A 20,464-nucleotide genomic window follows, 5' to 3' on the forward strand; every position below is an offset into this window, starting at 1 on the left:
TTCTGCTCGTCGTCCTTACTTCATTCCGTCAAAGAAGTCCAGTTCCGACAAGTCCGTTTCAAACGGAAGCAGCTTCTGCGGCCCCAGATACAATCGTTCATTCATGCGGGCAACCGGTAATACATGAAAACCCCAATGGCGGTCATCCGGAAAAACAAAAAACTTCGTCTCTCCATTCACGATGGAATCCGTATCATCCTGTGGAATCTTATCTCCGTACTGATCCCGGATATTTTCGTAGAGCACCTCTTTATAGAAATCCGGACGGTTGGCATATACAAATTTCTGTCTTAATTGACCATCGCTTCCACTCAAATATAACTCCACTTCTGCCGTCTCGAATGGACGAGAAATGCTGCCAGGAATGCCATTACTCCGGTCCAGACTGTTGATCAGCATTTTTTCATGTCCATTATGCGTGTAGGCACTTACGGTATACGGAATTACAGCGGCATCATGCGTGATGTCGGCTTGAACGCTTCCTGTTTTGCGTGCACTCAGATAACGGATTGCCCCTCGAAGGCAGGCAAGTTTGAGATCAGGCACACGCCCTTCCGCAGGTTTTTGCCGGAACTCAATGCTTCTGCCTGGAACAAACTCTTTCAGCGCTTCCCGAAATACATCAATGCGGCAGGACTGACCTGTCAACTTGATAATTGAGTACTGGCTCATCCGCCCCTGCCGATAGAAATCATCCAAAAACTTACGGACCACCTCATAGATATCAGCTTTAATCAGCTGGGTAATTTCCTTGATATTGAACACCACATCGGGAAACTCATACTCATCCTTCAGCTCACCATTCCGTTCTACCGAGAGGAACCAACGCTCCATGGTGGTGATCTGCAAATCACTATCCCCGTCGCCCTCCATCTCCGAGTGGAATCGGTTTCGTAGGATGCCGGTTTTGCGGAAAAATTGCTGCTTCATCTCTTCTGCGATTTCCCACAGAAAGTAGAAGTTGCCTCTTACCCGCAAATACTCATCCCGTGAACGATTCTCTCTACGCGCAAACGCAGTAGGGATGATGTGTTCTGCCTCCTCATATCGCTGCTCCAGCTTCTGATAAACGGACTTCACACCCTCTTCGTCCACCTGACGGAACACATCCGCACCGGGTGCCTCGATCAGGCTATCAATATCCGTCACCTGACGACGTCCGCTGTAGTAGTCGGCAAACACGATTTTCATGAATTGCATGATACGGTAGGTAATATTGTGACCTCCGAAGTTGGTATCCCCATTTTCGTAAGTGGTATGGATGTCCAGTTTATACGCCATATGACCGTCCTCGATCGTAAACGCACAGGATGACAAATCCGTCGTTCCACCGCCACAATCAATCACGAGTGCATGATACGTCTGCCCTTCCATAAAAGCACCGCGTTCCATCCCGTCTGCAAGGGTGTTATAGAGCACAGCCATTCCTTCATCCAGCGCATACGTCTGCTCAATCCGATAATCGGGAAGCATCTCTCCAAACATCTGCAAAAACTGTGTTTTCATCTTCACGGGACTGGTAAAATGCACATGGCGAAATTTGCACTTGAACTGATGTTCTGCCGTTCGGATGATGTAATTCATGTACGCACGCAGCAGATCCATACGAGAAACCATAGCTGCATTCCCATGAACATCGACGATTTCTTCCATTTTGTTGTAATTGTTTACCCAACGCTTCATGCTGCGGAAGACACTCGCCCGGCTGCTGTATCCTCCCCGACGCATGCTTCGCAGCGCTTCATAGCCGAACTCGTAACGAATGTTCGCTGGATCCGAGCACTCAGCCACACCGATGGCCGTAGGCAGGACTTCAATCCAGTCCGTATCTTTGTATGAAGGATCGGGAAAAGAAACGTAGTTGATGGCATCCATACGCACTCGTCCATTCAGCAAATCCTGGCTGCTCGGAGCCTGAATATAACCGTTATGCAAATAGGCGCCTGCCGTCGTATTGGAGGTGCCAAAATCAATCGCAAGCACTGCTTCTGTCGGTTCAAGTTCCCGGATGTCCAGATCGGCCAGTGGGATTTGAGTATATTGAATATGAACCGGTGGAAGCGGTCCGCTGGCATAATAGGTCTGATATAAATATTCCGAGTCGCGTTTACGGAAAAAGAGAAGACTGTACTGTCTGTTTCCCGATCTCTTCCAGGTCGACCCACTTCCTGCTGTCAAATAAAAGGTTCCCGTTACGGATTCGTCCTTAACCAGGTTGAAGATACCACACAGCTCCATGCTCTCATTGACTAAAAGTACGTTGGATTCGGTTAATCCACCCGGTGCGGTGACCACATAACGATCCAGCTTGTCCACGTTCAATCCTTCGTATAGAATCAGTCGCGCAGGCACACTAATGCCTCCATCACTGCTCATGGGAGCCGTCATATGACGAGAAATGGCCTTCTGTATACGCTCGAATCCGCCTTCCACAGACTGATCAATCCACAATACATCGTCCGCTCCCAAAAATTTTAAAATAATCCGAATTAGTTCTTCCCGCTCCGTCCGAGGCCCCAATCCCTCAATCAACCGTTCCTTGTAACAGATGTTCCGTAATTGAAATGTGGTCATGTCCATCAATTCTTCGCGCGTATAACGCATGGTCCCTCTGGAACGTTCCCTGCTGGTGGCGTCAGGATACAATCGGTATGAATAGCCGTTCATCTATACTTCCTCCTTACAACTGCTGGTGCTGCTTAATATAGGGCAATCCCGTCCTGTATCATCGTATAGTCCACATCCAGAATGCCAAAATGATGACCCCAGTATATTTCTGTGTCAAAACGAACCGGCAGGAAGAGTTCAAGAATCAATTCCAACTTTTCCTTTGCTTCCGTCCGTTCTGCCTGACCAATATATAAGAGCAATTCATCCTTTTCCTCACAATTGGCATAAAGGGTTGAACGCGGGAACATCCGGACAAGGGTATCCCTCAGCAGATGAACGGCCTCTCCCGTATCGTACAGACGGAGCATATTGCAGGCGATCACTTCCTGTTCCTCTCGTCCGAACAGCTCCAGTCGCCGCCGTATCCGTTTCCCGTATACACCCGAATGCATATCATTCAAAATGAAGCGAATGTAATACTCCCTTTTATTCATCCCCTGCATCAAATCCATATCCGCCAGAAAATGAATGACCAAATCAAAGAGCGTCTCCCGCAATTCCACCTGCTCTTCGTTATTGATATCGAACAGATCCCGGAAAATATCAAAAAAACGATAATACGGATTGACTTCAATCGTACGTTCCACGTCTGAAGCATTCAGGTTCGTATGACTTAATTCCATGTATGGCGAATATACACGTGCAGGAACAAAAGTTACGTCCCTCAGATCGGTTCCATTCCGTTTGGCGCGAATAATCAAATCCCATATATAATTCATGTTGAGCTCACATCCATTCCCCTTCGCAGCGATATTCAGGGAAAGCCAACTGGATCTCGGATACCAGAAAGCTCAGCAAATCATCCAGAAAAATAGCCTGTTCTGGCTGAATTCCGTGTTTGCTGAACCTTAAAATCATTCGATGTTTATCTGCCTCAACACGGACATGATCGCTAACAAATCCATTAAGCGGGTACGTGATGCCCAAGGCGGGTCCAGGTGCAACCACCTGCACATCTTCAAGTTCCAATCCCTCTGCTGCCTGAAAAGCATGAATCATGCGGGCAATCTCACCTTTGGAACGCACAGAACGTCCTTCCTGACGTGCATATTTACCGGCAAACCCTTCCCGCTTGTTGTTGGAAAAGAGCGGAAAGTCCATCCTCCCAATGCGGGTTGCGACGGGGCCGGCTATTTTCAACACCGTCCATGAATCGGATTTCTCCAGCGGAGATACGATGGTGATATCTTCTTCCGATCTTTTGATATATCGAATATGCGATTCGTCTCCATCCACTAAATATCCGTGCTCAGTCCCTGTTTTGCGGAGCGGTAACACATGTTCATAATTGATGCGGTCCGAAGCCGGGACAGGGAATCCACCTGTTTTCATATCAAGCTTCTGAATATTCCAAAGGGGGATCATGTTCGTTCTTTTATATGACTCAAACTCCTCCAGATGGATTGAAAGTTCTTTGACCACATGCTGTTTGTCCCATGCATCTCCATCGTCCGAACCCACTAGAACACAATCAACGAATTTGAACACATAGGGAGCATTAATCGATTTCCATGGTAGGCTGTTTTTACGAAATACTCGGTACAGTTCTTCAATTTTGGAGATATACGTTGTACTTGATTTCAACCGAACCGTTATGGCATGTCTGCCTTCACTCGTTACAATCTCCCCGCGAAATGTCCGATTACTTTTCAGCAGGGATTGGAGTTCCTGCTGCCCACATTCCATGTAGAACGTGAATAAACTCATCTCTTCCTTACGTGCCAGCGCTTCTGAAGCCTCGCTCAAATAAACAGTCTGTGGTGCAGCATCCTCCGGCAGAATCGGATACAGAAATTCATGAATGGGGTCCAAATCTTCCCGCGGACATAATGTGACATATACATCGTGGCGTTCCTCCAGCGGTACCACCTCGTCAAACACCCGTTGCTCGATCTGCTTGTTTAGCGTCTCCTGATACTCGACCAGATTAAGAAAAACGCCTGTCATGAGATCTTTGAGTATGCGACGTTGTTCCAGATCCTCCATCTTGTTTAGACGGTCACGAATAATATCTTTCATCACGAATCTCCTCCTTCCGTTGCTTCCTGTTCATTCGCTTCAGTCTCGGTGGTGTCGGTGCTTCCATCAGCCTTCGAGGTGGATTTTTTGCTCGTATTGCTTGTCGTTTTCCCTGAAGAAGAACCAGAGCCAGAAGCATCCGCAGTCCCACTTCCGGCCGAAGAGGAAATACCCGTGGAAGAAGTGCTTCCCACTGAATTGCCTACGTTCATTCCTCCCGCATCCCCGGTCCAATCCGAGTTCAAACCAGACGTATCTGTTGTTCCTAACCCTGCCGCATCCTGAGTAAGATCAACTGCCGGTACAGGGGGATTCAATTTCTCATCCAGTTTGTTAATCTTTCGCTCCATGGCCAGCACGCGTTCCAACATATCGATCTCCTGGTAAATTTCCTGCGCTGAAGCGTAGGCATCCATCGCTCCACTGTAGTCTCCGGCTTCATTGAAGCGGTCACCCTTCTGTTCCAGCGTATCCGCCTGAAGCTGACGGGCTTGCCGCTTGATGTCCGCCCGTTTGGTTTCGGCCGTCTCCAGTTTGGTGGCAACTTCCTTCAGTGCTTCCTTATATGCTGTTTCCGTAGCCGCTGTTCTGGCCCTTTTATACAAAATGATCGCTCCACTGTAGTCTCCGTTCTGGAGTTTCAGATCCCCCTCGGTGATCCAGTCTTGTACTTGCTGAAAGGTGGTCATCTGTTCCAAACGTTCCTGAATGACTTCACGGTTGAACATATTGTAGGACTCAGACAATTCCAGTGCTTTGGTGTAACTGGCGGTTGCCTTGGGAATATCCCCTTCTTTCAGATGAGCCTCGCCGTCAACCAATGTCTGAGCAGCAGCCATCTTCGAAGTCAGCAACTTTTTGTGCACAGGGTCCTTTACTTTGATCGAATTGTTGCGAGCAAGACTGTAATCTGAGACGGCCTTGGCGTACTCCTGTTCCTTCACGTACTGGTCAGCGTTCTGTTCGTATTGCAGCATATCTACGACCAGCTCGGCTTTTTTGGCTGCGCTTTTCACCGCGTAGAATATGCCGGCTCCGCCAAAAATCAGGAGCATAATCAACATGATGGCAATCCGTTTAATCCACTTCTTACGGTTCTTGGGTTCTTCATGAAAAATCTTGTTCACATAGATGGCTGCCGCACTATAATTCTCAATTCGCGAACGTTGCTTGCTGAGCATCACTTCTTCCAACGTGTCAGCCAGCGCCTGCGGATCATTGGCACCTTCCACCGCATCAATCATCTCGGCATCCTGCACGCCCTCCCATAATCCAGGGGTGCATAGAACAAGCACATCACCATCGGCAAGCTTGACCTTATCGGATACATACGGTTTGATCATGCCAGGTTTGCCCGCGTATTCATTCAGATTGCCGCGTTCATCATGCTGATCCACACGATCCTCTGCAATCTGGCCTTCCGCTGCCAGTTGGGCAGCTACACTGTGATCTTTGCTTTTTAATGCAAGCCTATTTCCCCGGAAATGATACAAGCGGCTATGTCCGGCAGATGCCCACACCATGCGTGTATAATCCGTTACAACAATAACGAATCCAGCTTTAAGCCTGACTCGGCGGCTTTCATACTGCAACCATTCATGTGCAATCTTGATATATTCCGTCAATCTGCGTTTGGACATGGTTGGCTTTTCCAAAAAGGATTCCAGAATGGTCTGTACTGTGATCTGTGCACTATTCACTTCCGTATCGGTGTCCAGACCATCTGCAATGACATAACAAGCCCAGTCTTCCAGTTCAACGCAGCCGTAGAAATCCCGATTTTTCAGGAAAGACCCCGCCTCTGAGACAAAAGCCGTCTTGAATTCACTGTTCTCCTTCCTCATCTGTCTCCCCATTTCCCGTCCCTGTGCGCTGCCCGATCCGTTACCATCCTTGCTCCAAAATGATAATCGTGGCATTATCCTGATGCACGAGCTGTTTTTCTTCAATCAAATCAATGATGGCCTGGGCTGCATCAAATGGCGGAATATCTTGCGCCAGAATGGTCTCCAGTTCCATCTCCGTGAGGGAGTTGTATACCCCGTCACTGCATAACACAATCTTGTCCGCCGGCTGCAGTGCAAACGGCTCGTCCGCGATTTCCATTTGTTTAAAATGGTCGTACCCCAAATAGTTGACCAGCCTTTTGCGCTGCGGATTGTCAAGTGCCTCCTGCTCCGAGATCTCTCCAGACATATACTGTTCTTCAAGTTGGCTTTCCAGTGTATGCTTGTGATTGATGGCAAGCAGCTCTCCATTGCGAAACACGGCCAATATGCTGTCTCCTACCGCACCCCAATACAGATCCCTGCCCTTGATCATGGCAGACACCAATGTTGTCCCTCCGGGAACGCCCAGCAAATTCCGAAGGATGGCCTGATTTGCCGCATGGGAAGAAGCATCCCAGAACTCTTCCGGATCAGGAAACCGCTCCAACTCTTCAAACTCCCGGATAAATGTTTCCACGGCAGTCGTACTCGCCACTTTTCCACCGGACAATCCACTGATCCCATCGGCAAGTACAGCAAGTACACCATGCGACTGCACGGCACAGGCAAAATAATCGTCCTGTTCATTGCGAGCACCAATGGTCTGTCCATTGCCAATCTGAACTCCAACCGGTCTATCGTCACGCTGCCTTACCGGAATCCGGCTTCGTGCGAATAACAGCAACCAAATCAACAAACAGCCACCCGCAAGAACCCAGTAGGGCGTTAGCTCCTTGTCGTTCCACAAAATCATGAAGGTGTTCACTGTTGCTCCCATTCAAAGTGCACACCGCACAATGGAATGAAAATGAATTTACTGCGTCCCAATTGAATAACATCGTAGGCAGCCAGTTCCACCGGAGAATAGACTGCTTCATTATTGTGATATGCGAGGCCAGAAGCATCGCCGGGCAGCAAATAGAAATTCCGCTTTTTGGGATCGTACACAATCACCGCGTGATTACGTCGAGAAATGGTGTTATCCCCGAGGATGCGAACATGCATCTCTTCTGAACGTCCAATAAAGTTCTTTTCAGCCATTATTCGATAATCCTGGCCCATCTGCGGACCCTCGATGCACACCATCCATCCCGTTACCGGTTCAATTCCTGTCGTTTCGCCCAGGTATGGCATCGTTCTGTCATCCTCTGCCGTACGAGGTGCGCGTGGGACTGCACCCGCTGCCTCACCATTACTGGTAGCTGGCGATTCAACGGCCAGATTGCAATATGGACACGTATTGCCGTGCCGTCTCGTGCTGAACATATGTCCGTTTCCACATCTAGTCAGACTCATTTCGTTTCATTCCCCCGTAAGCTTGTTTGATGTACGCCAACGTTATTTCACCAAAATGCGGGTATTGGCAATATAAATTAAGTCCCCTGCCTCAATCAGGCTGGGTTCTTCGATTTCCAATTTGGATGCTCTGCTTTGATTTCCTTTACGTACACCTACCCCACTGGCGGAGTCGATATCCTCGATAAACCATTGACCCGAGGCTTTGTTTAATACGGCATGTTGCGAGCTAATGAGAGACGCATAGGGCGTATCGGACAGATCAATGTCAGCCTCGCTGTTCTTCGAACTTTTCCCGATCAAAACACTCGTTTCGCCCTGAATATACCATTCCTTCACACTTGTACCGTCGTCGTCCAGAAGGACAAGCTTCACGACACGCGAAGACAATTTCTTCTTTTCCGTCTTGGTGGCTGGCATGTATTTAAAATACAGGTATGCTCCTCCAGAGAGGACCACGATAATTCCAGTTACCCACTGGGCACTCATATCCCGGTTGATGATAAATATGTAATACAGCACGGCTAACGAAATCACGGCGACGCAAGCGTCAAGCCCCATCGTCAATACCGACCTTCCTCGTTTCACTTCCATAACCTCCGCCTGAACCGGCATGATCCATAACGAGCTACCGGTCTACTTTTTTCGAACTCCGAAATATCGGTCAAACATGGCGGACATATCCATTCCTTTATTGGGACCGGCTTTGCCACCGTTTGGACTTTCCTTGCCTTTGGGGTGATAGCCAAAAAATTGTTCGAACTGTTCCTGCATCCGCGACGGATCCGACCATACCTTCTCGGCATTTGCACTCCCAGACTTCGCATTGCCTTTACTGGATCTGGCAGTATTGAATGCTGATCCCTTCGCTTGACCTGTATTACGTCCAGTGAGAAGCTGCTGATCATAAGCTGCTCTAAGCTCGGAATTTCCGAGTGTACTGTATGCCTCATGTACTTGCTTGAAACGTGCTTCTGCCTGTACATCTCCCCCATTAACATCCGGGTGAAATTTCTTCGCCAATTGACGATAAGCCTTCTTGATCTGCTCCGAAGAAGCTTCATGTTCCACACCAAGCACGGCATAATAATCTTTCATGGTATTCTTTCCTGCCTCCCTGCCGTATTCGGGCGTAAATAAAGATTAAGGGGCACCAGGGCCCCTTAACATGACAGCGTTGTTCCGGACCAGAACGAACTGGCCCAAGACAACAGTTGTTCCCTTTTATACAGGGAAGCCGCCCTCAATTTTAGTGAATTCAGTTTTGTCTTTTTTCTGTTTGATGAACAGGCTGAATTCACCTACGCCTTCGGTATCACCGAAACGCTCTGTGTAATCCACAACGAATGCGTTAGGCAAGTAAATTTTGCGTACCACTTGATCCGCTGCAACCACTTCCAGGGTTACTTTGCGGTAGCAATCCGCTTTTTCAGCAGGCACGAGGGACCACAAAGCAAGTTTCATCGTGTCATCTGCATTGTCACCGTCGGTTGCAGTGATAATTTTGCCGCTGATGCGAAGTGTTGCGCCTACATCTGTGGATCTAGCGTTAGAATCATCTGGTGTATCCGTGTCATACACAACTGTACGGATATTATCCATTCCCAATTCGATTGTTTCTGCGCCTTCTACTTTCAATACAAAACCCATTAATAAAAACCTCCTTAAGATTAGGAAAAAATGTGCCCGGTATGCTCCCCATCTCGGGAGAGGTACCGGAATATATGTATAAAGGCAAGACGATGAAGTCTGCCTCTAACACCAAAATAAATGTCTATAATACGTTGTTTGATGAATCATATTTAATAATCAGACTTGTTCAAATGGTATTCTTACACTTTCATCGCACTGGTGCCTTTGGTAATCATGACCTCCAGGTTCTTCACGTTGCCGTTAAATACCAGGTCAATATGGCACATATTGCTCTTTTCATCGATGATAAAGCTCATGTCGTCGCCTTCCTGAATGATCGAATTGATCGACCCTCGAGTTCCCAGCCACCGGCTCTTCTGACTGCTCGGATTGTTGCTGAAGAATTTGACGATATTTTCATGCTTGAAATCACCGGTTTGGAAACGGAGCAAACGCTCAATGTAAGTACTTACAAGTGTTTTGTACAAGGAATCGAAACCATCTTCGGACATCGCCATGCTTCTCGCTTTATAGACCGTGATCCGTTTGATGTCGCTATCCTGGATTTGGGCATTTTCCGATGAGAAAATAAATCCAAAGTTTTTTCGGTTAATCAAATCCTTGATGGTATTTGTAAATCCGGAAATTTCTTTGGTCATCGTTGTTACAACACGCAAGCTGTTGTCCCCTGCCTCAATGTCAAAACGCACACCTGGATAATCACGGTTGACGTTCTTGAAAGCCCCTTTCAGGTATTCCGGACACTGATATGCAGCAACAATCCCTGCAGATACATAGGACGCTCCAACATACACGCCTTCAATCCACAGTTTCAGAATGTCTTCCTTTTCCTTGGAAAGTTCCACACCATTCTCCGTCTGAAGCATGCGACTGTCGATAACAACTCCCGACTTCTCCTTGGGAATAATCGTGAAGTTTGGAGCACTCGGAATGGCAAATTCGCTGTATTCCTTACGGGTCAACACTGAACATTTATCGATATACTTATCAATACCTGCGGTAGCCATGCTGCTGAAGGTGGTTTCTTCCCCGGATTCAAAGCTGAAGAACACCTGCACCTTGTAATCCTTAACGACTTGCAAGAGCATTGCCAGAGATTCCATGCTGTTTCCGTCTTGTTTAACCACTTTCTCGTTACCACGGAAACGGGTACGGCTGACTTTAACTTGGCCTGTATTTTCCAATTCTACGGAAGGAACGATACCAAACCAGATGGTGTCGGTAAAATCATTCTTCGCGTTGACAGTGTTGAGATATGTCTCAAGCCGCGGAATATTACTGCTCTTGACGAGCATATCCAGTTTGGCATTTGAGATCAGCATGGAAGGAAGCATGCCTTTATTCTTAATCGCATATTGGTCAAAGAACATTTTGACACCCAATATTTTCTCAACCAACGGTTTTACCGTTTTCACAAAATCATCCTTGGCGTTTTTGTAAAACTCCAGGTATGTATTGTAGTTCTGCACTTCTACAGCTGTATCCACTTCAGACTGAACCGCAGGAAGCGGGCAGAATGTACGGACCACCAGATCCTGTACATACGGCGAAGGTGTCTCGGAGAGCGAGTCATAATCTTCGGCAAATACTTGCGTCAAATCAGTGCTTGTTGCTTCATCAAGAAGCATCAGCTCGTTGTTATCACTCTTCGGAGCTTCGATAATTTTCAATTCTCCGCTCTCACCAATCGTAAGTTGCCCTACCTGAATCGCTTCTGAAGAAGTTTCTTCTTGTGCACGGCCCAGCAACAAACGGGTCTTAATATCTTCAATGGCGAGTGGAAGCATGGCCATGACATTGTTATAGTTCCGGCTTGCATCTTCAAACATGACGTTCAGCTTATCTCCGATATCCAGCTTCTTCGGATCGCCGTCATCCAGCTTCTCATGCTGACCATACATGTAATGGATTTCCTTCCGTACCTGACGAATGTCATCCATAACTTTTTTCGGTGAGATCATATCGAGCAGATTTTCAAACTTGAAATCAACGTTCGTAATACCTTGACTGCGCTTGGTATCAATCAGGGTGAACAGCATTCTCAGAAAGTCGTTACTATGGTCGATCTTGATCTCCGAAATCGCTTCGTCCGGGATACCTTCCGGCTTTTTAAGCGTATACATGACTTTCTGGTTTACCGCATTGAAAAAGGAGTACACGCTAGGTGAGAACTTGTCCAGGAACTCATCGAAGCTGCGAACAAGCAAATGTTCGTTAATCTCCTTGATCTTATCGTCGCTCAGACTGTCGATGCCCTTCACATCACCAACAATGGTGATCAAGTCCAACTTCTCGGGATTGATTTCTTCAAAAAGCATCGTTCGGTTCGTTTGATTAATAATGTCCATTCAGGCAACATCCGCCAAGATGATGATTCATTCGGGCGAATGCTTCCCCCCCTCCATCAATTTTTGACACTCCGCACGTCTCTATCAGCCTTCGGTCATGATCCAGGAGAATCACTACTCCCAGCAAACACAAGACCAATAGAACGAGCTGTCAACATACGACTGGAACTTATGCACCAGATTATGCCGTTTGCTTTGGAGATTTATGGAATTCATCTTAATCATCAGCGATATGTTTTGTCAATATTACCCACTATAGGTCTAAAAGCTCATTTTGCAACCTTCGATATACCTATAGAACTAATTTTTGGAATTCGCTTCACTTCCTTACGAATCATTCCGATGATATAGAATATCCTATAATTTGGATGATGTTCAATGATTTAAGACTAGTGGGGTTTTCCCCCTAATCAAGAGTAAAAATACTGAAAGTATGCGGTGTTGCATTATTCTTAATTCATGAAAACTACGCATAACGGCGTTATACCGTGAATAATCAAAAGTTTTTCAAAGAAATTTAATATTCCCTAACAAGTGAACCGAAGTTTTTCAAACCAGAAAGGAGATTCGAAGCCTCACATGATATTAATTAAATGCAAAAAAATACTGCTTTCCCTATTGATGATTAGCATTTTAATTCCAGCAGGGAACATTGGCAGCATGTACGCGGAATCATCTGTCAAGACCCACGCGTATGAAGGGCTCGATGCCATGTTTGTCCTGGATGTTAGCTACTCTATGAATGAGACCGACAAAGATCGCATCGCCGAAGAAGTTATACATATGTTTATGGATATGAGTAGTGGACCTAAGACCCGATTGGGATTCGTAGCTTATAATGATCAAATCACTTCATCCGTACCTCTAATGGACATCTCATCCTCTGGGGCACGAAATAACCTTCGTAGTCGTGTTGATGGCTTAAAACGCTCAGGGTATACAGATCTTGGACTTGGCTTGCGCCGAGGTGCGAGTTTGCTTGAACAGTCCCAGACGGACAAACGAAAGCCTTTTATGATTTTGCTCTCTGATGGGGAAACGGATTTGCGTGGATCGTCGAGCAGAACACCAGCTGATTCATCCAAAGATGTAGACAAGGTGATTGAGATGGCTCAAAAAGCTAATTATCCAATCTATACCGTCGGACTAAACCGCGATGGTACGGTTAACCCCGCTGAACTGGAGCGGATAGCTCAGGAGACGGGTGGATCTTCCTTTATCACGGGAAGTGCAGACGACTTGCCTGAAATTTTCAACCGGATTTTTGCAGATCAGATTCAATCTGTTCTTGTGTCTGTGGCGGCAGTAACAGCAACAGGGGCAATGCAGGAGGTAACTGTGGACATTCCCAATTCAAGCATGGCGGATGCCAACATTATCATGCTCTCTGATCATGCTGTCTCTGAAGCTCAGCTCTATTATCAGTCCAGCAATGTCAGCTTCATCCGATCTGATAAATATGCTCTAATGAAGATCATTCGTCCGGTCAAAGGACAGTTCAAGCTGAAATTCAAGGGGCGCAGCGGAGATTTGGTGAAGATCAACCTACTTGGAAACTATAACGTGTCTGCGGTTGCACATATGGCAACGGAACAGCCCGTAAAGGGGAAAAGCATCACATTTGAAGCCTCTCTCTACGATCAGGCTGTGGACCCTAAACCCATTCAGGATTTGAATGTTTACAAGGGACTTGAAGCAGAACTCATTGTGACCCCATCTGATGGAAAAACAGAGCGCATCCCTTTGACCAATACAGGCAGCGGATTTACGGGAAAATACACTTTTCCAAAATCGGATCTATACACATGGGGTCTTCGAATTGATGGTCCTGACTTTTATCGGGAAATCACTCCCGTTGATGTAGATATTACGAATCAGGCCCCCGTAGCAACCGGGGAGTCCATGGTGTTATCCAAAGACGATAGCAATACAGAGGTTGACCTAAGCAACTATTTTAAGGATGCCAATAATGATCCATTAACGTATGCCCTCGCAGAAGGTGGGAGTGAGCGCAAACTCGGAGATGCTGTTATTGAAGGCAATATACTGCGTTGGTCTTCGCTTCACACCGGTAGTTCATCCATCAAGGTGACCGCAACGGATTCCGAAGGCGCGAGTATAACCACAGACATCCAGTTGAAAATTCATTCTTTACGTGAAAAGGTATTGCTATATACGGGGCTCGGTCTCCTCGCAGCCGGGGGAATCTTCGCCCTGTATTGGTTTGTACTGAAACCAAAACCTGTATTTCGCGGAAGACTGGAAGGATACTTCTTGGCCACTGCAAACGGAGAAGATATTCCCGTGACGAATTGGCCACTGACTTCATTGGAGCGACGAAAAGTAAGTCTCAATGAACTATTTGATCGTATGGACATTGGGGTTAAGGTACCAGAGTCGGGACGAATCTGGCTGGAAGCTGGTAAAAAAGAAACGTTATTGGTACGGCATGACACGAACTGCACAGTCGTTCGGGGACGAACACCAGTGAAGCCCAGACATACAGAAGCTCTGGAGTATAATGAAAAGTTGTATATTACGTTTGAGGATGGAGTCACGGAGATTGAAATTCGATATAAAGCCATCAAACCAAGTACTAATATCTATGTAGGACAAAAAAAAGACCCACAGCAGGCCATGGGATAATCATCGCAGAGTTGATGAGAACGATCATCTGCAATGGCACTATTGTAAAAACAGATGCACAAAAAGAGTTATTCGACTTACAGAAAATGATTCCTGTTCAGAACAGGAATCATTTTTTTATCCCCTTGGTATCTCGAGCGCTTATGTGTTGTGAAGATAGCAACGTTCTCTTAAAAGTCTATCTAACACTCCCCTGCCAGTTCCGCTTCTGTCCAATGAAGCTGAACACCCTGCCAAATCAGCTGTGCCTGATAGGCGTGAAGATGCTTCGCCGAAGCCCTCACCTCTGAGGGCTCTACTTGCTGTGCAATGGCATAAGCGGCAAGGGTGCCAGCAGCCTCGCCAATATTCCATTCGGTGGGATGCAGACGGTAACAACCGTTCGCAATCTGGGTCATGGAGATATTTTTGCAAGCTGGCAGCAAGTTCTTGACTCGCACCGGGATGAGTGCACCCAGCGGAATCTCATAGGGATGGTTCGGTATATAAAAAGTCCGCTGGCTCACGGTTGTTGGATGGAGATCCAGATGATAACTGCCGACACCCACACTGTCCTCGTAACGTTTGGCTCCCTCTGCTCCGCGCAATTCCTTGCTCACATCCTGCTCGGTAATGGTATATACCCCTCGGATTCGCCGTGATTCCCGAATATACGGTGCTTTCGCGAGACCGTCTTCCGTGCCGAGCACATCTCCACGCAGCCTTACACCCGGATAACCCTGTCCGCCGTCCAGGCGGGGAGCTGCCGTCTGAAGCCAGTAGACCAAAGAAAGGGTTAGTTGCCTCGCCCCTTCCAGATGCCGCTCACGTTCCTCCGGCGATACGCCAATGATCGGCCCAGCGTAATAATCGTTCAGTGCCCAGTTGAGCAGCGTGACTTCACCATCATTCAGTGACTCTGTCCATATAGCCGGGTCAACGATCCGCCGATAATCCCACAGGGAGGTTATGCCCTGATCATTCGGGAACATCGTGAACTCTTTCAGCTTGGAGGTATCATTGGCATCCGAAGCGTACCAGCTCAGGATCGGATACAGCGAGAACGAGGGAACATACTGTCGCCAGTAATCATAATCCCTCGGGAGGGGGATCGTGAAGTCTCCACCCGGCACATAATCTACTGCCGCCACATGGGTAATCGACTGCATGTCTAGTGGGTCCGCTTCGTCCAGGGCATGTGGTTCACCCGTTTCCCGCCGAGATTCCGCTCCACTTACATGCTCTACTCCGGCGAGGGGAAGCAGATCGCTGCATTCTGTGGCATCTAGATAATAGGCACCCCGGAGTTTAATTAATCCCCCACTTGGCTCTTCACGCACAGTCACGCCAGTAACCCGGTCACCTGCTGTATCTACCTGAACTGGCACGGTATGATAGAGCACCTCGATTCGACCGGTGTTCACGTAAGGCGCAAGCATCTCATGCAAAACGGCAAGCGCGACCTTCGGCTCATGCGCCAAGCGGCTCACCCAGCCATTCCCGGGGTTAAGAACAGGATTCCTCTTGGCGACATCCGTAAGCGGGTAGTTCCGTCTGTAGTAATCTCTGACCCGGCTGCGGAACTCACGGTACGATGCTGTACTGCCAGATTGTTCAATCCAGCGGTGCTCATCTGGCGGTACTGCCTGTGAGGTCAATTGACCGCCAAGCCAGTCCGTCTCTTCCGTCACAAGTACCCGTAGACCTGCCTTGGCTGCAGCCAGCGCAGCTGCAGTCCCGCCAAGACCACCGCCTATAATGACGATATCACTGTGTTTCTCCTGTTCAATCCTCATGCTTTGTCTCCTCCCTGTCACTGCCTTTAGACCAGCCAACGCCGTCGTCCTGGCGCAAACATTCCAAGGCCAGCTGCGCCGCTCCGAAACAGCCTGCCCTGTTACCGAGTTCAGCTACTGCAACCCGGTCTTCTAACCCGACACTGGATAACTTAGCGGTAAGCATCGGCCACCATATAGCCTGATCCTGGGTCACACCGCCACCAAGAATAATCAATTCCGGATCTATCGAGGCAGATATATTCGCAATAACCAAGGCCAAATCAGATATGTAACGCTCTAGAATGTACAACGCTATTGCTTCTCCCTGGCTTGCAGCGGTCATAATCTCTCGGCCGTGAGTATACGTGTTGCCCTTTTGTTCCCGCGCCAGCCGCTTCAGTGCACTACCGGAAATGTATTGCTCCACGCAGCCGCGTTTGCCACAATTGCAAGGCCGACCGTCAGGCACCAGCACACTGTGCCCCCAGTCCCCACCGCGCCAGTCTACTCCCCGTAACATCCTGCCAAATGCCATATTGGCCCCACCGACCCCAGTTCCGAGTGTCAGCATAACCAGGTTCTGCTTACCGCGGCCGGTACCAAGCCCTGCCTCACCAATGAGTGCAGCATTGGCGTCGTTATCGGCAGTCGAAGGCAGTCCAAATTCCGCTGTTGCCCACTCTGTCAGCGGCATTCCCTGCCAGCCAGGTAAATTGTTCGTTGCATGGATCACTTCACCCGTTTCCACATTCACTCTTCCTGCCGAAGCAATGCCCAGTGCCTTCACATCTCCACAGCTAGATAACAGTTCACTTACTAACCTACGCAGTTGTTCAAGTATGCCCTTCCGACCCAACCGGGCCTCTGTTGCACACCTAGCCTCCACCCGAACGACTCCGGCTTCATTGACTACAAGCCCTTTAATGCCTGTGCCACCTACATCCACGCCAATGACCTGCGGCATTCGCTTTCCCCCTATTCACACAAACCCTTCAATAAATACGGTCGATAACCGCCCTGGCCGTTAATTCCTTCATCTTTTTAGTCTCTTCGCCATGCTCGCGCTCCAGTCCCTGGCAGAGCAAGTCGATAATAAACAGCTGAGAGATTTTAGCTCCTACAGAACCGCCTTCAAGGGGAGACTCCTTCCCCGCGGTCAAGAGCAAGATATCTGCAATAGAAGCAATGGGGGATTTGGCATAGTTCGTCATGGCAATCACCTTAGCTCCGTTTTGTTTGGCCTTCATCAGCATATCATTGGTATCCAGCGTACTGCCGGACACGCTGATGCCAAAAGCCACGTCACCTTCTCCCATCGTTACCGCCATCATGGACTGGATATGGCTGTCGGAATTCGCTTCCGCACGCCGCCCGATACGCAGAAAACGGTTCTTGGCATCCATAGCGGTAATGCCTGACGAGCCCACGCCGAAGAATTGCACATGTCGTGCGCTGTCCAGACACTTCACCGCCTGCTCCAACTGGCTGCGATCCAGCATACCCAAGCTGGATTGCAGCACCCCCACCATCGAGGCATATAAATGGTCGGCATAATCGTCCTCTCCCTGATCGCCGTCTGGCTGGTTCTGCCGTTTCGGCAGCCCCTGGGCCAGCATCAGCTTGAAATCCTGATAGCCTTTAAACCCGATTTTACGGCAGAATCTCATCACCGTGGTCTCTCCGGTACCAGCAAAATCAGCCAGCTCAGTCACAGAAAAATAGATTATATTATCCGGATTGTCCCGTACGCACCTGGCCACCTTCTGCTCCGACTTGGTCATGGAAGGATAATACGTATTAATTCGGTCATTCATCTCCATTTCTTTTCATCCTCGCTTTTCTGGTCACTGCTGCGAACTGTCGGGTAATTAGCTGTGGCCGAGTTATCGCGGAGCCCACCACAACAGCGTATGCGCCCAGATCCAGCGCCTCTTCCACCTGTGAGGGCTTACTAATCCGTCCTTCGGCGATGACCGGAATCTTCAACTGCTGTGCGGACATTTCCAGCAGCTCCAAATTCGGCCCTTCCTGCTGCCTGGAATACGTTGTATAACCCGATAGAGTAGTCGAAACACAGCTAACTCCAAGTGACTCAGCATATAAAGCTTCCTCCAGAATGGAGATGTCTGCCATGGAAACCGCCTTATTTGCGTTCAGATAGGCGGTGATTTGCTCCAATGTATAATTTTCCGGCCTGCTCTGGCGGGTCGCATCAAATGCAATGATATCGGCTCCGGCCTCCAGCAGCTCGTCAATTTCTCTGAGGGTTGGGGTGATATATACAGCAGAATCCGGGTAATTGCGCTTCACGATGCCAATAACCGGCAATGAGACGGTCTGCTTGATGGCACGTACATCTGCTGCCCCATTCGCCCGAATACCCGCGGCCCCTCCTTCCTCTGCAGCAGCCGCCATGCGGGCCATCATCGCCGCACCATGCAGCGGTTCGTCAGCCAGCGCCTGGCAGGAAACAATCAGCCCCAAATGCAGTTTCTCCAGCACTACCTTTGTCAGGGTTCTCACCCTCTCTCTTATATTCTGTTTTCCTTACCAGGGTTGGATGGTATGAATCTTACAGATAATCCCACTTCAAACATCCGGTTCCATGGCATATAACAGTCGGTAATTTGGATACTCCCCGCTGCATTATCGATCCGCACAGCAAGCTCTTGACGCAGCCTTTCCTCTACGCGGGCGGCCACTGAACCACGAGACCCATCCAGCAAGTATTTTCCATAGCCCATCTCCTGCACCGGGCCATTGCTAAGTTCTCCCCGAACGACTGAACAATAGCAGACATCCTCAGCATAGCGGAGGGCGAGGAAATCAAGATGCGACGGTGTACGACCATAGAGCAGATAGATCATAGCCTGCGAAATGACGGTACCAAGTGAGTTGGAGCTGGTATTCCAGGCCGCGTATCCAGCCAGATCAAATAACATGTCTTTTTGCCGCAGCATCTTGACCAGCTTCTGATCCCCACCATTGGCATATCCCACATCCGCTACAGCCACCGGCTTCTTCTTGCTCCTGAGCAGAAAGTGTCCATATTCCACCAGTTCCATCAGGTTTCGGTATACATCATAGCTGTAAAAAGAATGCTGCTGCGACACCGCTTCCGCCATCGTCTCTCCGGGTGTGCTAATCAACAGCACCAGATCTGCTTCAGTCTCACTGGATACAATCAACCCACCTGCAGCCAAAATCTGATATTTGAGCGTCTCATAGAAAAATCGATCCTCGAATAGCGGGGTAACGAACGCCCCCTGAACAGATGATAATCGCGGGTACACCAGCGGCATACGGCCGCGAGCCTTGTTTATCATTCTGGAGAGCAGTACGCAACCAACTTCGTCCGCACCAGGGTACATGTAGACTTTAAGTTCCAGATCAAGGGCGGTAATACGGGCTCGCACTTTCTCCTGATCCTTGGCTGTATGTCCATAAGGCGCCGAATCATCCTGCGGCACAATCATGAAGTCGATAATTCCTTCCTGAACCAGAGCTAGTACCTGCTTGTTTGCTTCAATGTTTACCGCCCTGCGTCCCAGGTAATCTTCCAGTACTTCTATTGGTAGACGGTTATCGATATCGGCCAGCTCGCGGATCTCCTCATCCGTCGCAATCCCCAGCTCCAGCCGATGGCTGATGAAACCTTTGCGAAAAATCTCCCGTCCCCAGTCGGCGTAATAATCCGGCTCCTCATCTGACAAGGAATATTGCGGGCATCGCATAATTAGTTGAAACGCATACAGAGTTAGCTGCGGGTACCGCTGCTTGATCCCCCGAAGGCGCTCCAGCCGGGCCGTCAGTTCATCCGGCTCCAACTGATGCAGCCGGGAAGGTATAATCCCGCCGTAGAGCAACGTATCCAAAGCGACGACTGCTCCATCTGCCCCTGCACAGCTCTCCTCAAACCAGGTCCATAACTGTTCCACATCGCCCGGGCGCTTTTTCAGGCCCATGATTTCAAGTGGCGGACGCTCTACTGTGAATTCCGTTCCCTGTGCCAACAAATAAGGAAACTCATAATTGCAAGGACGTTCATCTAACGGAACAAAGCTTAGCTTATACTGCTTCTGCATGA

The 20,464-nt window shown here is 48.6% G+C and carries 16 protein-coding genes; 1 reads left to right on the top strand and 15 read right to left on the bottom strand.

All coding sequences use genetic code 11. The features are described from left to right. Window positions 1-15 precede the first annotated feature (15 nt). The 10 genes from MKY42_RS23855 to MKY42_RS23900 all read right to left on the bottom strand — a co-directional run bounded on the left by MKY42_RS23855 (window position 16) and on the right by MKY42_RS23900 (window position 11,974). Complete coding sequence (locus MKY42_RS23855) at window positions 16-2,667, bottom strand: molecular chaperone (RefSeq protein WP_339845150.1); 2,652 nt, start codon at window positions 2,665-2,667, stop codon at window positions 16-18. 32 nt (window positions 2,668-2,699) lie between these two features. After that, window positions 2,700-3,389: a hypothetical protein gene (locus MKY42_RS23860; RefSeq protein ID WP_064636273.1), complete on the bottom strand. Its 690-nt coding sequence runs from the start codon at window positions 3,387-3,389 to the stop codon at window positions 2,700-2,702. A gap of 7 nt (window positions 3,390-3,396) precedes the next feature. Further along, window positions 3,397-4,689 (bottom strand): normocyte-binding protein, encoded by a 1,293-nt coding sequence (locus tag MKY42_RS23865; protein WP_339845155.1) that lies wholly within the window; start codon window positions 4,687-4,689, stop codon window positions 3,397-3,399. Beyond that, window positions 4,689-6,608: a serine/threonine protein phosphatase gene (locus MKY42_RS23870; protein ID WP_339845158.1), complete on the bottom strand. Its 1,920-nt coding sequence runs from the start codon at window positions 6,606-6,608 to the stop codon at window positions 4,689-4,691. Before MKY42_RS23870 ends, MKY42_RS23865 begins: the two co-directional genes overlap by 1 nt. Next, entirely contained in the window at window positions 6,574-7,455 is an 882-nt protein-coding gene (locus tag MKY42_RS23875; RefSeq protein WP_244192764.1) for a protein phosphatase 2C domain-containing protein, read from the bottom strand. Before MKY42_RS23875 ends, MKY42_RS23870 begins: the two co-directional genes overlap by 35 nt. Next, window positions 7,440-7,973, bottom strand: coding sequence for an FHA domain-containing protein (locus MKY42_RS23880; RefSeq protein ID WP_072734549.1), 534 nt, complete (start codon window positions 7,971-7,973; stop codon window positions 7,440-7,442). The genes MKY42_RS23875 and MKY42_RS23880 overlap by 16 nt, the downstream gene beginning before the upstream one ends. Window positions 7,974-8,015: 42 nt before the next feature. Further along, on the bottom strand, window positions 8,016-8,567 hold the full coding sequence (locus tag MKY42_RS23885) for an FHA domain-containing protein (protein ID WP_109999025.1): 552 nt from the start codon (window positions 8,565-8,567) through the stop codon (window positions 8,016-8,018). A gap of 42 nt (window positions 8,568-8,609) precedes the next feature. Beyond that, window positions 8,610-9,071 (bottom strand): DnaJ domain-containing protein, encoded by a 462-nt coding sequence (locus MKY42_RS23890; RefSeq protein ID WP_339845163.1) that lies wholly within the window; start codon window positions 9,069-9,071, stop codon window positions 8,610-8,612. Between the two features lie 126 nt (window positions 9,072-9,197). Then, window positions 9,198-9,623, bottom strand: coding sequence for a hypothetical protein (locus MKY42_RS23895; RefSeq protein ID WP_053781361.1), 426 nt, complete (start codon window positions 9,621-9,623; stop codon window positions 9,198-9,200). Between the two features lie 182 nt (window positions 9,624-9,805). After that, a complete protein-coding gene (locus MKY42_RS23900; RefSeq protein ID WP_090903662.1) occupies window positions 9,806-11,974 on the bottom strand; it encodes a transcriptional regulator in 2,169 nt (722 codons plus the stop codon). A 621-nt stretch (window positions 11,975-12,595) separates the two neighbouring features. On the opposite strand from MKY42_RS23900, the gene MKY42_RS23905 reads away from it, so the two are divergent. Then, window positions 12,596-14,620 carry a vWA domain-containing protein gene (locus MKY42_RS23905; RefSeq protein WP_339845168.1) on the top strand — a complete coding sequence of 675 codons (2,025 nt, stop codon included), beginning with the start codon at window positions 12,596-12,598 and terminating at the stop codon, window positions 14,618-14,620. A gap of 182 nt (window positions 14,621-14,802) precedes the next feature. On the opposite strand, the gene MKY42_RS23910 is transcribed toward MKY42_RS23905, so the two are convergent. From MKY42_RS23910 to MKY42_RS23930, 5 genes are read right to left on the bottom strand one after another with little or no spacing between them, the layout of a single operon-like run. Continuing rightward, window positions 14,803-16,395: an FAD-dependent oxidoreductase gene (locus MKY42_RS23910; protein WP_339845171.1), complete on the bottom strand. Its 1,593-nt coding sequence runs from the start codon at window positions 16,393-16,395 to the stop codon at window positions 14,803-14,805. Then, window positions 16,385-17,341 carry an ROK family protein gene (locus MKY42_RS23915; RefSeq protein ID WP_090903664.1) on the bottom strand — a complete coding sequence of 319 codons (957 nt, stop codon included), beginning with the start codon at window positions 17,339-17,341 and terminating at the stop codon, window positions 16,385-16,387. Before MKY42_RS23915 ends, MKY42_RS23910 begins: the two co-directional genes overlap by 11 nt. Before the next feature lie 28 nt (window positions 17,342-17,369). Further along, the gene (locus tag MKY42_RS23920) at window positions 17,370-18,197 is read right to left on the bottom strand and encodes a MurR/RpiR family transcriptional regulator (protein ID WP_090903665.1); all 828 of its coding nucleotides are present in this window, start codon (window positions 18,195-18,197) and stop codon (window positions 17,370-17,372) included. After that, window positions 18,184-18,891: an N-acetylmannosamine-6-phosphate 2-epimerase gene (locus MKY42_RS23925; RefSeq protein ID WP_256222385.1), complete on the bottom strand. Its 708-nt coding sequence runs from the start codon at window positions 18,889-18,891 to the stop codon at window positions 18,184-18,186. The genes MKY42_RS23920 and MKY42_RS23925 overlap by 14 nt, the downstream gene beginning before the upstream one ends. A 17-nt stretch (window positions 18,892-18,908) precedes the next feature. Next, window positions 18,909-20,462: a DUF4127 family protein gene (locus MKY42_RS23930; RefSeq protein ID WP_090903666.1), complete on the bottom strand. Its 1,554-nt coding sequence runs from the start codon at window positions 20,460-20,462 to the stop codon at window positions 18,909-18,911. Between the last annotated feature and the right edge of the window lie 2 nt (window positions 20,463-20,464).

Source organism: Paenibacillus sp. FSL W7-1088 (genome assembly GCF_037969855.1).
Lineage (GTDB): Bacteria > Bacillota > Bacilli > Paenibacillales > Paenibacillaceae > Paenibacillus.

Bases quoted from the DNA above. Each gene is read 5' to 3' on its own strand.
- MKY42_RS23870 (WP_339845158.1), bottom strand. From the start codon at position 6,608: ATGCCACGATTATCATTTTGGAGCAAGGATGGTAACGGATCGGGCAGC.
- MKY42_RS23915 (WP_090903664.1), bottom strand. From the start codon at position 17,341: ATGCCGCAGGTCATTGGCGTGGATGTAGGTGGCACAGGCATTAAAGGG.
- MKY42_RS23900 (WP_090903662.1), bottom strand. From the start codon at position 11,974: ATGGACATTATTAATCAAACGAACCGAACGATGCTTTTTGAAGAAATC.
- MKY42_RS23930 (WP_090903666.1), bottom strand. From the start codon at position 20,462: ATGCAGAAGCAGTATAAGCTAAGCTTTGTTCCGTTAGATGAACGTCCT.
- MKY42_RS23905 (WP_339845168.1), top strand. From the start codon at position 12,596: ATGATTAGCATTTTAATTCCAGCAGGGAACATTGGCAGCATGTACGCG.
- MKY42_RS23855 (WP_339845150.1), bottom strand. From the start codon at position 2,667: ATGAACGGCTATTCATACCGATTGTATCCTGACGCCACCAGCAGGGAA.
- MKY42_RS23860 (WP_064636273.1), bottom strand. From the start codon at position 3,389: ATGAATTATATATGGGATTTGATTATTCGCGCCAAACGGAATGGAACC.
- MKY42_RS23875 (WP_244192764.1), bottom strand. From the start codon at position 7,455: ATGGGAGCAACAGTGAACACCTTCATGATTTTGTGGAACGACAAGGAG.
- MKY42_RS23920 (WP_090903665.1), bottom strand. From the start codon at position 18,197: ATGGAGATGAATGACCGAATTAATACGTATTATCCTTCCATGACCAAG.
- MKY42_RS23890 (WP_339845163.1), bottom strand. From the start codon at position 9,071: ATGAAAGATTATTATGCCGTGCTTGGTGTGGAACATGAAGCTTCTTCG.
- MKY42_RS23865 (WP_339845155.1), bottom strand. From the start codon at position 4,689: ATGAAAGATATTATTCGTGACCGTCTAAACAAGATGGAGGATCTGGAA.
- MKY42_RS23895 (WP_053781361.1), bottom strand. From the start codon at position 9,623: ATGGGTTTTGTATTGAAAGTAGAAGGCGCAGAAACAATCGAATTGGGA.
- MKY42_RS23880 (WP_072734549.1), bottom strand. From the start codon at position 7,973: ATGAGTCTGACTAGATGTGGAAACGGACATATGTTCAGCACGAGACGG.
- MKY42_RS23910 (WP_339845171.1), bottom strand. From the start codon at position 16,395: ATGAGGATTGAACAGGAGAAACACAGTGATATCGTCATTATAGGCGGT.
- MKY42_RS23885 (WP_109999025.1), bottom strand. From the start codon at position 8,567: ATGGAAGTGAAACGAGGAAGGTCGGTATTGACGATGGGGCTTGACGCT.